The following is a 13,212-nucleotide window of genomic DNA, read 5'->3' as shown; positions in this document are numbered from 1 at the left end:
AGGCAGGTATGGCCTTTAAAAGACAAATAATAAACATATGAAATTATCAGATTTCAAATTTGACGTTCCAAAAAAACTAATATCCCTTTATCCTGCAGCTAATCGGGATGAATCCAGACTGATGGTTGTCCATAGGGATACGGGCAAAATCGAACACAGAGTTTTTAAAGATATCACCGAATACTTCGGTGATGGTGATGTCTTTGTCACCAATGATACAAAAGTTTTCCCGGCCAGACTATATGGCAACAAGGAAAAAACCGGAGCGGAAATAGAGGTGTTTCTTTTAAGGGAGTTAAATGCGGAATTAAAGCTTTGGGATGTTTTGGTAGATCCAGCAAGGAAAATCAGAGTAGGCAACAAGCTGTATTTTGGAGACTCGGATCTAGTGGCAGAGGTGATTGACAATACTACGTCCAGAGGGCGGACTATCCGGTTCTTGTTTGACGGAACAGAGGAAGAATTTCACAAGACCATTGATACTCTAGGAGAGACTCCGCTTTTGAAAGAATTTATAGAGAGAAAGGTGGAGGCAGAGGACAAGGAGAGATACCAAACTGTATTTGCCAAGAATGTAGGAGCGGTGGCCGCGCCTACCGCAGGATTGCACTTTACTCCCCACTTGCTGAAAAGACTGGAGCTAGAAGGAGTGGATGTGACTTCCATTACCCTCCATGTGGGCTTAGGTACCTTCCGTCAGGTGGACGTAGAGGACCTGACCAAGCACAAAATGGATTCTGAAAACTATGAGATTCCTGATAATACAGTGAAGTTGGTAAATAGATCATTGGATGCTAAAAAGAAAGTGGTAGCCGTAGGGACTACCTCTTTGAAAACTATAGAGTCTTCGGTCACGGCAAATGGCCGCCTGAAAGCTAGTGCCGGCTGGACGGATAAGTTTATCATTCCGCCATATGAATTCAAAATAGCCAACGCGCTGATTACCAACTTCCATCTTCCGGAGTCAACATTGCTGATGACAGCAGCGGCTTTTGGAGGGTATGATTTGGTGATGAAAGCATACAAAGAAGCCATCAAAGAAAAGTATCGTTTCTTCTCCTACGGAGATGCGATGTTGATTCTCTAAAATACAGAAAGCTCCGAAAGGGGCTTTTTTTATGGTTACACAGATATAACTTTGCAGTAAAACCTGAGGGCATATGAATCCTTACTTTTGCGGAAAATCAATATGACAAATAAAGCTGCGATCTTGGTGGCAGGAGGCAAGGGTACACGGATGGGTGGTCCTGTGGCCAAGCAATATTTACCTATTGGGGGTGAGCCGGTACTAATGCGTACGCTCTCTGCGTTCCATCGTGTAGATCCTTCCATTGATTTGATTTTGGTGCTGCCAGGGGATGATTTTTTATATTGGGAGGAATTGTGTACAGCCTATAAGTTCGCTGTTCCTCATCGTGTGGTAGCAGGAGGGAATTCCAGGTTTCAGTCCGTGCGAAATGGGCTGGGTGCTCTGAAACCAATAACTGAGCTGGTGGCCATCCATGATGGGGTGAGACCCTTTGTGTCCGGGAAAGTGATTTCCGAGAGTTTTGAAGTGGCCGAAAGAAGAGGGAGTGCCATTGCTGTGATCTCATTAAAAGATTCTATCAGGAAGCTTACAGATGATGGGAAATCGTTCTATGAGGAGCGCCAGTATTTCAGGTTGGTGCAGACACCTCAGACTTTTCAGGTAGAAAAAATCAAAAAGGCTTTTGCGGTGACCGAGCTGCAGCAGTTTACCGATGATGCCACAGTGTATGAGAATCAAGGCTGGCAGGTGACACTGATCTCAGGAAATGCTGAAAACATCAAAATCACTACCCCTGAAGATATGGATCACGCAGAATTTATTGCTGCTAGGGAGTTGACCCGTCGGTAAGGATTTATCCTGAAATTTCACCGACTTTTTAGGTGGGCTTACCGACTTTTGACTGTATCTAGCCTTTTTCATGTTTCAGGGCAGGATAGACTCCTGTATTTTCGATCATCTTTACTTTAACAACCAAGCGATGAAACGAAATAGAGTAAACAATAATGATGGAGGGATGATCTTCGGGTTCATAATCCTGGCAGTAGGTGTCTTGATTTTACTGAGGAAGTTAGATGTGTTTTATCCTGATTGGCTGCTTTCCTGGCCTATGATTTTGATAGCCATAGGGGTAATCACACTCGTGAAACATGAATTTAAGAGCATCTTTGGCGTATTGATGCTGGGTGTAGGTGTGTTCTTTCTGTTGGAGAGGGAATTTAATTTTCATTTCGGATTGCAGCGATTTATATTCCCAATAGCGTTGATCCTGGTGGGTATATACCTAATAACCCAAAAGAGAAGGGAGCAGCAGGTGCTTAGCGATATACAGCATAAAATCAGGAATAAATCTACGGCTTCCACAACTCCAGGTGAAGAAGACAAGAAAGAAGAGAAATCAGGTTTTTCCGGTGAATCCAGTGACACAAAAGCTTTTGCAGGCATGTCTGGGGTATCCGGGACCAGTTATTCGGATACAGCTTCTATTGATTCTATCATGAGCGGGATCAATAAACGGATGATTACAAAGAATTTTCAAGGAGGGAAACTGACAGCTGCTTTTGGAGGAATTGACCTGGACCTTACGCAGTCCGATTTTTCAGGGATGGTCACACTCCAGGTAGATGTGATTTTCGGAGGTATCAAATTGGTCGTGCCTCCTCACTGGGATGTGCGGGTGGAGGTGACCAATATTGCGGCGGGAGTAGAGGATAAGCGTATCTATCGCCAATCTGAAGTGGATCAGGATAAGGTCTTGGTGATCAGAGGGACAGTTTTCTTTGGAGGTTTGGAAATCAAATCTTATTAACGAAATTCCTTCCTGTAAAACTGTCAATCTTTTGTTTTCAAGAGCATTTTCCAACCCCGCTAAAAGTACCTGGATAGTCCAAGGAGCCGGAGTAATCTGGTTCCTCGGATCCTTTGGTGTGCTTGTTTTTTATGGGATTTCCCAGTCCATAGCTATCGTCGATGCCCTGGTCTTTGCTTTGGTCTTTATTTTTGGAGTAACCATCATAGACCGGACATTCAATTTTTATGTTCCTTCAGGTCGTAATAATAGCATGCTGTTAATATTCCCTTTGCTCTATAGTTTTGCGGCTATTTACTTTCATTATCAGCTCCTGAAGTGGATTTATGACGAAGAAGAATGGTATTTGGCTTTTCTTCGCGAAAATTATCTCCTACGATGGACGATTCTGGGAGTCACTGAAATTTTTGTGGCGGTTTTGGCTTTGGCGGTATCCAAGCTTGAAGAGCAAAAGGAAGTAAAAAACCGGGAAACAATGATGAATGAGCTTTCCAAAGAGGCTGAACTTTCCCAACTCCGCCAGCAGCTACAGCCTCATTTCCTCTTCAATAGCCTCAATTCCATCTCTGCCCTCACCGTAACCCAGCCTCAAAAAGCCAGGGAAATGGTACTGCAGCTGTCGGACTTTCTCCGGGGGACAATCCGAAAAGATCATCAAAAGTGGGTGAGTCTGGAAGAGGAATTGAATTACCTGAAGATGTACCTGGATATAGAGCGTGTGCGGTTTGGCCATAGATTAGAGATAGAATTTGATGTGGGGGATGAATCGAATTCCATGCGTTTGCCTCCCTTACTGATCCAGCCACTTCTGGAAAATGCCATTAAACATGGGCTTTATGAAATCACTGAAGCGGTCAAGATAAAGATTCATGCCTACAAGGAGCAGAATTATTTATTGGTGCTAATCGAAAACCCCTTCGATCCGGAGCTCGCCGCACCGACAGGAACAGGCTTTGGTTTGACTTCGGTGGAGCGCAGGCTGTTTTTGCTTTTTGGAAGGAAAGACCTACTAGAATCGAAAGCTATAGACTCTATTTTTACTGTAATTTTAAAAATCCCCCAACTGAAATGATCAAAACACTAATCATAGATGACGAGCCATTGGCTGCGAGTATTGTACAGGAGTTTTTAGCCGATTTTCCACAGTTTGAGTTGGTAGGGGTTTATGAGAATGGATTTCAGGGGCTTAAAGCCATACAAGAGCATGAACCAGACCTGATATTACTGGATGTGCAGATGCCGAAAATCACGGGGTTTGAAATGCTGGAATTGTTGGATGAGCCTCCGGCGGTGATATTCACCACAGCTTTTGACCAATATGCTTTAAAGGCTTTTGACACTATGGCAATTGATTACCTTCTGAAGCCATTTTCCAAAGTTCGTTTTGCGCAGGCTATAGAAAAGTTTTTGACTCAACAGGGTGGTGCCACAGTACCTAATCAGAACTTGAATGAGCTGGCCGAGAAAAGAAACCGCCTGGTTGTACGGGTGAAGAATGAAATCAAAATCATTCCCACCCATGAAGTGAGTTATTTTGAGGCCGAAGATGATTACATCGCTATTCATTCTACTTCGGGCAAATACCTGAAAAAAATGACGATGAAGTCATTGGAGGAGGCTTTGGATCCTCTCATGTTTGCACGTGTACACCGATCTTATCTGATCAATTTGAATGAAATCACTAAAATTGAGCCTTATGAGCGTGAAAATTACCTGGTGATGCTTCGGAGTGGCGAGAAAGTGCCGGTGAGCAAAACGGGCTATTCCAGGCTGAGGCAGGTGCTTGGGTTGTAGTTGTCGGTCGTTGTTTTTGGTTTATATTATACTGCGCTAATTTTGATCCCTTGCCGGTTCAAGTCTCCAGTTTGGTTCAAGTCCCCTGACTTGGACCTTATAAACTGCAGTCTTCAGACTGCTATGTTTTGAAAATGAAATGGAAGTCAGGAGACTTCATTACCGTAAGTCCAAGTCTAAAGACTTGAACTAAAATTGTAAAATCAGCCTAAAAAAGAGCTGAAAGACCAATATCTAAGCCCAGTCCGTTAGGGCTGGGTGAAAAACATAGGGAAATCCACCCATAGCTCTCAAAGAGCGGGATCCAATTGATCTAGGTTTTTGAATCCGGGGTCAATTGAAAACAAAAAACCGTTCGTGTGACACGAACTGCGACAGAGATTGTGTTTGATTCTTCAGACTGCCCTATTTTTAACTAGTTCATGAATAATAATTTTACTTTTAAGTGGCTTATTACTAGTGAATTAATATGTTTTTGAATAAGGGGAAAAATCAGAGATCAGAAAAGACTATACTTTTTGAAAGGCAGTCAGGAGACTGCAGTATTTTAAGTCCAAGTCTGAAGACTTGAACTAGAACGTACTTTAATCCAAGCCTGAAGACTTGGCCAGAGGAGTGCCCTCTGCGAAAATCTTTGTGCGCTTTGCGGATACAAAAAAGAAAAGCCCTGATCAGTCAGGGCCTTTTGCATTTAATATTCGTCCTCGTTGAAGAAGAAGTCGTCTTTGGTCGGGTAGTCAGGCCAAATCTCTTCGATGGTCTCATAAGGTTCTCCATCATCTTCTAATTCCTGAAGGTTTTCTACTACTTCCATAGGTGCGCCGGATCGGATGGCATAATCGATTAATTCATCCTTGGTGGCTGGCCAGGGTGCGTCCTCTAGATAGGATGCTAATTCAAGTGTCCAGTACATAATGTTTATTTTAAAGGAGTTCCGGAGTTTAAGGGTTGCAAAATTATTCTTTTTTTGAAATATTCAGCGGTGTAAAGATTATTTAAAAGAAAGTTGTTTTAAAATATAATTTTTCACGTCAACTTTTCTCTTCACAGCAAATAATTTTTTCTTCATCATGACATCAAAATCAGCTGACTGTACGCGAAAATTCTCCGTATTGTTTTGCGCGGCTTCCAGTTCGGTCTGATCCCTTTTCAGCAAATCTTTCAATAAAGCTGTTTTTATCTGAATTTGTTCAGATTCGGGTTTTTCATCAAAATCCGGGTATTTACCATGTACAAGCTTTTCCAGAAATGCCTTTTCAAATACGATATCCGAAAAGAACTGGAATGACCTGACGAGAAGATTGGCTTCCCGTGGTTTGCGCTGGGGCAGTTTCCTCCATTCTTCCTGGATCGCCTTGGCTCTTCCTATCAGTTCATAGGAAGACGGCTTCGCCGCCAGTCCCTTGATCTCTTCGGTTAAAGTCTCCACCTTCCGCATGAGTTCCCGAGGGTTCATCTGTGGGCCGGTCTGTAGCGTCCTTTTGTACCGGGAGAAAATCCTGTTGTTCAGTCTGGAGAATTCATCCCAGAGCGGCTGTCTTTTTTCAGCGGGTACCTTACCGGCTTCTTTCCATTGGCGCTGGATTTTCTTGGAGATATCAAACGCGATCTTTGCATCAGGGAAATCATGGGCCTCTCTGGCCTGTACTACCAGTGCTTCATAGACTTTGATGTTTTCTTCTGCCTGTAGTGCCAGTCCTTCAAAGAAATGTCTTCTGTTTTCGAAGAAATGCTGCACCAATGCATTGAAGGTGTTTTCTACTTCTTCCTGATATTCTTTGTCCACAGGGCCTGTTTTGATCCAGCGAAGCTTGAGCTCTTTGTAAAACTCAGTGGTTTCCTTCCAGTCAGTGTCGTCTTTTCTGGCTTCAGCTTCCAAAATCAACCCTTTTTTTACTTCAAGGTTTTTGGCTCGGTTGACCTGAATAATCTCATTCAGAAGTTCCTCTTGCTGGTTAAGGTCATTGATCAGTGGTTCAAAATCCCCTAATGCATCAGACTGCATAAGCGATTCTCTAAGGTGAATCAGTTTCATAAGGAAAGATCCTTTGTTCTGGTTCTCCTCAATGTCTTTTTTGAGTTTGGCTACTTTCTCTTTAAGATGCTCAAATCGCTCCTCAAAATACTTGAGTGTAGAAGCTTCATCCTCTTTAACTTCCCCGATTACCCGGTCTTCCTGCCCCAAAAATCCCCTCAAATAAACTTTGTTGTCCTTGATATATCCATACGGATGCTCCATTGCTCTACGGTAGGTTAGGTGGCGGTTTTCGAATTTCCGCAAATTAATTAATTCAAAAGCACTTATCCTAAGAAAGCGGTTTTTTTGCCATCTTTGATTCTTAAGCGCAATTTTAAAGTAAAAATATAACGCATGAGTTCAGAAAAAATCATCTTTTCCATGGCAGGAGTTTCAAAAATTTATCCGCCACAGAAAAAAGTCCTCAAAGATATCTACCTTTCTTTTTTTTATGGAGCCAAAATCGGCGTCCTGGGTTTGAATGGTTCGGGTAAGTCATCTCTCCTAAAAATCATCGCCGGAATGGATAAGGAATTCCAGGGAGAGGTGGTTTGGTCCCCAGGGTACACCGTAGGAATGCTGGAGCAGGAACCAAAACTTGATCCTACCAAAACAGTGAAAGAGGTGGTGGAGGAAGCCGTGGCTGAAACGGTCGCTTTGCTTAAGGAATTCGAAGCCATCAATGAGAAGTTTATGGATCCGGCACTGATGGAAGATCCGGACGCGATGAATGACCTGATCGAAAAGCAAGGCGTGGTTCAAGAGAAACTCGACGCTGCCAATGCTTGGGAACTTGATGTGATGCTGGACAAAGCCATGGATGCGCTCCGGCTTCCACCAAGTGATGCTAATGTGGCAAATCTTTCCGGTGGTGAAAAGAGACGAGTGGCACTCTGTCGCTTGCTTCTCCAAGAGCCGGATGTATTGCTGCTCGATGAACCTACCAACCATCTCGATGCGGAATCGGTGCATTGGCTGGAGCAGCACCTGCAGAATTATAAAGGAACCGTCATTGCAGTCACCCACGATAGGTATTTCCTGGATAATGTAGCGGGTTGGATTCTGGAACTGGATCGTGGCGAAGGCATACCGTGGAAGGGGAATTATTCCTCTTGGTTGGATCAGAAGCAAAATAGATTGAAGCAGGAAGAGAAGACTGAGTCAAAGCGTCAGAAGACATTGGAACGCGAGTTGGAATGGATCAGGATGTCACCTAAAGCCCGACAGGCGAAAGGTAAAGCCCGTCTTAGCGCATATGATAAATTGGTCGGCGAGGAGTCCAAGGAGAAGGAAGCAAAACTGGAATTGTTTATCCCTCCGGGGCCGCGATTGGGAGCCAAAGTGATCGAAGTGAATGGCGTGTCCAAAGCGTATGGAGATAAGCTGCTTTTCGAAAACCTGACTTTCGCCCTACCCCAAGGAGGTATAGTCGGTGTGATCGGGCCAAATGGTGCGGGTAAATCTACGCTGTTCAAACTGATCACCGGTCAGGAAAAACCGGATGCGGGTAATTTTGAAGTTGGGGAAACTGTACAGCTGGCCTATGTAGATCAGGGACATGATATTCTCGATCCGAATAAGACGGTTTATCAGACGATTTCCGAAGGGAACGAGCTGATGAAGCTAGGAAACAAAGAGGTGAACTCCAGAGCCTATGTATCCAAATTCAACTTTGGAGGAGGAGATCAGGAAAAGAAGGTCGGCGTGCTTTCCGGTGGGGAGCGCAACAGAGTCCATCTGGCGTTGACGCTGAAAGAAGGTGGGAACCTGTTGCTATTAGATGAGCCTACCAATGACTTGGATGTGAACACACTTCGTGCGCTGGAAGAAGCCTTGGAAAACTTCGGTGGCTGTGCAGTAGTAATCTCCCACGACAGATGGTTCTTGGATAGAATCTGTACGCATATTCTGGCTTTTGAAGGAGATTCACAGGTGGTGTGGTTTGAAGGCAACTTCTCCGATTACGAAGAGAATAAGAAAAAGCGCCTAGGCGATGTAGAGCCGAAGCGGATTCGGTATAAGAACCTGAAGTAACCTTTGAGGCGTCACCCTGAGCGAAGTCGAAGGGTCTCCTCGAAGGTTTAGTTTGGAAAGATAGGCAGTCTCAGTGATCTGTGTTCAGTGGAATGAAAAGCTGGATTCAGAAATTTTACCTGCCGAAGGTAGGCTGAAAATTGTTTCGTCACTGCCAGGCACGAAACAGTCTAAAAGAAAACCTCCGGAGTAGAGAATACTTCGGAGGTTTTTACTATTGATTTCACACAAGCTACTCTTTAAGAGCCCACCTAGTTGTTTGATAGTATGTGGGCTTTTTTCTGAAAGTCTAAAATAGTTCCCGCGGATTTTCGCAGATAAAGACGCAGATCAGCGCGGATTACAAGAAAAGGAAGTTATTCTTTCATTTCCGTTTATGAAACCCTAGTTCATTAATGTTTTTGAGTTGAGTGAGAAGGACTTAAGTTGAGTGATAAACTAGGCTTATGATTTTTTTTGGAAATTTTAAGGAAAACCAAGGTGGTTGTTTTTTAGGCATTTCAAAAATTATATTTTTTACATAGCAAGAAAAGCATGTGTCTGTAAAATAATATTCTGCGTGCACTTGTTTTTGTTGTTTTTTGGATTAATTCAATATTTTATTGGATTATATGAATGTTGTTTTTTTTAAATTATATTTTAATTATTGTTCTAAGTTCTTCTTTTTCCATAACTGCTTTTTTATGAGAACACTTTTACTGCTTGTCTTTTATTCGATCAGTTTATTCCTGATTTCCTACTTCTTGCTGGATGTGGAAGGGATGGTGGTCAATGCTTTTGCTGGCCAAACCGAGATGGAGATTCCGGAGAATGTCTTGTTGGATGCGCTGGAGGATATGCGCTATTGGAATAAATTCAGCGTGTTGTTTACCTTTTTGCTTTTGCTGGTAAAGTGCTGCCTAATAGCACTAATTCTGTATGCTGGGCTTTTCTTTGCTAATCTTCATAGAGAGGTCAAATTAGCCAGACTTTTCAAAGTTGCGGTTTTCTCAGAAAGTATTTTGGTGATTGCTGGATTGGTCAAAGTTGTGATTGTATCCGTAGGGGATTTTACTTACTCAGAATTTGCAGTGTTTTATCCTCTTTCGGTATTGACTCTTTTTGATCCCAGTGAGATAAACAGTTTACTGATCTATCCACTTCAATTGGTAAATCTTTTTGAATTAGTTTATTGCTTTTTACTGGTGTTTTTTTTCCAGAATGAGACAGGACTTTCTTGGGGAGATAGCGCCAGAGTGGTTTTGACATCTTACCTGTTCGCCTTAGTCTTTTGGCTTGTCCTGATTCTGTTTTTAACTCTCAATTTCACCTAAAACTTTTACACCTATGAGAAAGATAGTGTTAATCTCCCTTGCTCTGATTTTGTTTTCAGCGGTTGCGTACCTAGGTTATTCTATTTTGCAAAAAGACAAGCAGGAGGAAATAATCTGGAAACAGATTTCTAAACTCCCTGATTTTACCTTAAGTGATGTAGAGGGCAATTCCCATTCATTGAAAAAACTAGCGGAAAATAAAGCAACCCTTTTGGTGTATTTCAACTCTACTTGTGAGATCTGTCAAATGGAAATGAATACCATTTCAAATCGGGTCATGGAATTTGAAAGCTACCGATTGATTTTTGTGACAGTTGAATCCCCTGAAGAAATCACGGGTTTTATCACAGAATTGCAAATGGAGAGCAGGAAGAATGTACATTTTTTGGTTGATTCGGAGATGGAAGTTGCAGGCTATTATGGGGTCAAAGGTGTTCCAGCTCTCTTTATTTATGACAGCACGGGTAATCTTGTGGATAGTTATACTGGTCCTGTGAAAGTAGATCTGATTCTTGACAAACTTAAAGAAGGAAAGGAGTCTGCTCTATGATCTACAATCCTAAAAAACTTAAAAAATTTCATGTAGATCAACTCGGGGAATATGCCTGTGGTTTGGCTTGTCTTTGTACCATTTCTAATTATTACGGTGCTGAATTTTCGCAGGAAAAACTTCGGGATATAAGTGGAACTACCCAAAGCGGAACCACTTTACTGGGATTGATACAAGCTGCCCAGAAGATTGGTTATGAAGCAAAAGGATTTGAAGCAGAGCTAAGTAATTTATCTGAGCTTAAAGGCCCAGCAATTTTGCATGTAGTTCAAGATCAAAACCGAGAACATTACATTGTTTATTTTGGATTTGTTGAAGGAAAGCACTGGATAAGTGATCCAGGTGTAGGGATTCAAGGAATGGCAGATTCCGAACTGATGGCACAATGGAAATCTGGAATACTTCTTCGCCTTGAGCCGAATGATTCATTCCAAAAGAAAACTATTGTCTCAAAGTCTAAAAGGAAATGGTTTATATCGCTAATTGAAGAAGATATTCCAATCCTACTAGTGGCCACGGTCTTAGGTAGCTTAATGGCTATCACGGGTCTCTCTACTGCGATTTTTTCCCAGCGTCTGATTGATGATTTTTTACCTAATCAGGCTTATGAGAAAGCTATATATGGTGTTATTGCACTTTGTTTTTTGCTCGCTTTTCGCGCAGCGTTAGGATATATCCTAGGGGTTTTTATGGCTAGGCAAGGTCGGGATCTGAATGTCCGGATAGTATCTTCTTTTATCAAACGGATATTGAGATTGCCGATGAACTACTTTAGAGGGTATAGTACTGGCGACCTGATTGCGAGAATGAACGATTCATTGAGGATAAGGAATACGGTTTCTCTTATCACAGGTACCGTGATTATCAATCTGCTTGTCGTAATCGTTTCCCTAGCATTTGTATTTTATCAGTCGTCCTTAATCGGATGGATTTGTTTAGGGGGAGTGTTGTGCTTTTTGGTGATTGGTTGGAAATATAATGAGCCAATACTATCAAAGCAAAAAGAAGTCATGGCTGCGCATTCTCTTAACGAAACTCAATATGTGGACAGCCTGACGGGCATGCATGTGCTTCGATCCTACAGCAAAGAGGATGAGTTTCAAAAAAGGATTGAAGGCGTGTATAGTAATTATCAGAACAAAGGATACGATCTGGCGATAGTCGGTAATAGCTTTTCCTTTTGGACTCAGTTGATCGTGGCAATCTTTCTCAGTTTGCTGTTTGGAACTGGGGTTTATATGATTTTTGAGGGAGAGCTGCTTCTTGGTGAATTGATGGCGTTGATCTCAGTGGGGAGTTCCACAATTCCTGCAGTGGCCGGGCTAGTTGTAGCTAATATTCAATTTCAGGAAGCTAAAGTTGCCTTTGATAGGCTTTTTGAGATTGCGGGTTTGGAGACAGAAGCAGAGGAAGAGTTGAATATCGAGAAAGAAGATTCTGCAAGTACTTCGTTGCTTGAATTAAATGAAGTGAGCTTTCGATATCCGGGAAGAAGCCAAATCCTTAAAGAGGTGAGCTTTCTTATTCAACCCGGAGAACTTATTTCACTTTTTGCACCCGTTGGAACTGGCAAAAGTACCTTGGTGGATTTGATTCAGCGATTCTATAATGAAGAATCAGGAACGATCAAATTAAATGGCCAGCCTGCAAGTAAGCATTCATTGGCTCAATGGCGAAGTTCGCTCGGAGTGGTCAATCAAAAGGAGAAAATCTTCAATTCTACTGTCTTTGATAATATCGCTATGAGCAGCGATCCAAAAGAGCTTGAGCGGATTGCAAAAGTCGGCGAAGAGCTGGGACTTTGGGAGCTTTTTCTAGGATTGCCACAAGGCGTGATGAGTCTTTGCGGGGAGGATGGACGGAATCTATCTGGAGGACAGCGACAGTTAATGGGTATTGTGAGAGCGCTAGTCAGAGAACCCGAAATCTTAATTCTCGATGAGGCTACAGCAGCGATGGATTTTGAGCTGGAAGATCAGTTGCTCGGACTCATTCGGAAATACATAACTCAGCGACAAGCAGGAATGCTGGTGATCACGCATCAGCCTACGTTGGCAGCACGGGCTGATCGAATACTCCTATTGAAAGAGGGTAGAATTAGCTATACTGGAACGCATGCAGAGCTAATGCAATATGAAAATGGATATTCCAGAGCTATTAACCAATTACTTCAACCAAGCAGATAAGATTATGGGAGGGATGAAATACTACGAACGGACGAAATTGATTATTGAACTGATCGAAAAAGAGAAAACTGGGAGTCCAAGCGAACTAGCAGAAAAGCTAGGGGTTACAAAGCGTACAGTGTTTAATATTCTGGATGATCTTCGATTGACATTACCAACAGCAATAAGTTATGATTCAGAGAAAAAAAGTTACGTTTTTCTGAAAAATAAATGATTGGGTGAAAGTTTTTTTCACCGATGTGAATTTAAGTTTAGGTATTATTAATTAAGTTTCTAACTTTAAACAACAAGATTATGAAAGAGTTGAGTATTGAAAAAATGGAGATGGTGATTGGTGGAGGCTTGCGAGAAGATCTTATTGTTGGACTCGCATGTGGTTCTACAATTTTACTTGCGGCTACTCCAGTTGCACCATTGGCAATTTTAACAGGGAATGTTTGTGCAGTTGGACTTATTGGTTATGGACTTGGAAAATACTAAT

General features: G+C 42.3%; 13 protein-coding genes. 11 read left to right on the top strand and 2 right to left on the bottom strand.

The window, feature by feature from the left end:
- Positions 1 to 37 precede the first annotated feature (37 nt).
- The 5 genes from queA to LZF95_RS07120 all read left to right on the top strand — a co-directional run bounded on the left by queA (position 38) and on the right by LZF95_RS07120 (position 4,631).
- Positions 38 to 1,087, top strand: coding sequence for a tRNA preQ1(34) S-adenosylmethionine ribosyltransferase-isomerase QueA (gene queA, locus LZF95_RS07140; protein WP_233754291.1), 1,050 nt, complete (start codon positions 38 to 40; stop codon positions 1,085 to 1,087).
- Between the two features lie 102 nt (positions 1,088 to 1,189).
- Complete coding sequence (locus LZF95_RS07135) at positions 1,190 to 1,879, top strand: 2-C-methyl-D-erythritol 4-phosphate cytidylyltransferase (protein ID WP_233754290.1); 690 nt, start codon at positions 1,190 to 1,192, stop codon at positions 1,877 to 1,879.
- A 130-nt stretch (positions 1,880 to 2,009) separates the two neighbouring features.
- On the top strand, positions 2,010 to 2,837 hold the full coding sequence (locus LZF95_RS07130; RefSeq protein WP_233754289.1) for a DUF5668 domain-containing protein: 828 nt from the start codon (positions 2,010 to 2,012) through the stop codon (positions 2,835 to 2,837).
- Positions 2,838 to 2,868: 31 nt separating this feature from the next.
- Positions 2,869 to 3,909: a sensor histidine kinase gene (locus tag LZF95_RS07125; RefSeq protein WP_233754288.1), complete on the top strand. Its 1,041-nt coding sequence runs from the start codon at positions 2,869 to 2,871 to the stop codon at positions 3,907 to 3,909.
- The gene (locus tag LZF95_RS07120; RefSeq protein ID WP_233754287.1) at positions 3,906 to 4,631 is read left to right on the top strand and encodes a LytTR family DNA-binding domain-containing protein; all 726 of its coding nucleotides are present in this window, start codon (positions 3,906 to 3,908) and stop codon (positions 4,629 to 4,631) included. The genes LZF95_RS07125 and LZF95_RS07120 overlap by 4 nt, the downstream gene beginning before the upstream one ends.
- A gap of 691 nt (positions 4,632 to 5,322) precedes the next feature.
- Here the strand turns inward: LZF95_RS07120 and LZF95_RS07115 are convergent.
- Both LZF95_RS07115 and LZF95_RS07110 read right to left on the bottom strand, forming a co-directional pair.
- Complete coding sequence (locus tag LZF95_RS07115) at positions 5,323 to 5,544, bottom strand: DUF2795 domain-containing protein (RefSeq protein WP_024284896.1); 222 nt, start codon at positions 5,542 to 5,544, stop codon at positions 5,323 to 5,325.
- Between the two features lie 78 nt (positions 5,545 to 5,622).
- Positions 5,623 to 6,870, bottom strand: coding sequence for a DUF349 domain-containing protein (locus LZF95_RS07110; protein ID WP_233754286.1), 1,248 nt, complete (start codon positions 6,868 to 6,870; stop codon positions 5,623 to 5,625).
- Between the two features lie 132 nt (positions 6,871 to 7,002).
- On the opposite strand from LZF95_RS07110, the gene ettA reads away from it, so the two are divergent.
- The 6 genes from ettA to LZF95_RS07080 all read left to right on the top strand — a co-directional run bounded on the left by ettA (position 7,003) and on the right by LZF95_RS07080 (position 13,211).
- The gene (ettA, locus tag LZF95_RS07105; protein ID WP_233754285.1) at positions 7,003 to 8,682 is read left to right on the top strand and encodes an energy-dependent translational throttle protein EttA; all 1,680 of its coding nucleotides are present in this window, start codon (positions 7,003 to 7,005) and stop codon (positions 8,680 to 8,682) included.
- 683 nt (positions 8,683 to 9,365) lie between these two features.
- On the top strand, positions 9,366 to 9,995 hold the full coding sequence (locus LZF95_RS07100; protein WP_233754284.1) for a hypothetical protein: 630 nt from the start codon (positions 9,366 to 9,368) through the stop codon (positions 9,993 to 9,995).
- A 13-nt stretch (positions 9,996 to 10,008) separates the two neighbouring features.
- A complete protein-coding gene (locus LZF95_RS07095) occupies positions 10,009 to 10,545 on the top strand; it encodes a peroxiredoxin (protein ID WP_233754283.1) in 537 nt (178 codons plus the stop codon).
- Positions 10,542 to 12,731: a peptidase domain-containing ABC transporter gene (locus LZF95_RS07090; RefSeq protein WP_233754282.1), complete on the top strand. Its 2,190-nt coding sequence runs from the start codon at positions 10,542 to 10,544 to the stop codon at positions 12,729 to 12,731. The genes LZF95_RS07095 and LZF95_RS07090 overlap by 4 nt, the downstream gene beginning before the upstream one ends.
- Positions 12,685 to 12,945, top strand: coding sequence for an HTH domain-containing protein (locus LZF95_RS07085; protein WP_306422293.1), 261 nt, complete (start codon positions 12,685 to 12,687; stop codon positions 12,943 to 12,945). The genes LZF95_RS07090 and LZF95_RS07085 overlap by 47 nt, the downstream gene beginning before the upstream one ends.
- 80 nt (positions 12,946 to 13,025) lie before the next feature.
- Complete coding sequence (locus tag LZF95_RS07080; RefSeq protein ID WP_233754281.1) at positions 13,026 to 13,211, top strand: hypothetical protein; 186 nt, start codon at positions 13,026 to 13,028, stop codon at positions 13,209 to 13,211.
- The last annotated feature ends 1 nt before the right edge of the window (position 13,212 follow it).

Source organism: Algoriphagus sp. AGSA1 (assembly GCF_021390545.1).
Classification (GTDB): Bacteria; Bacteroidota; Bacteroidia; order Cytophagales; family Cyclobacteriaceae; genus Algoriphagus.
This window is presented reverse-complemented; position numbering and strand designations above follow the sequence as displayed.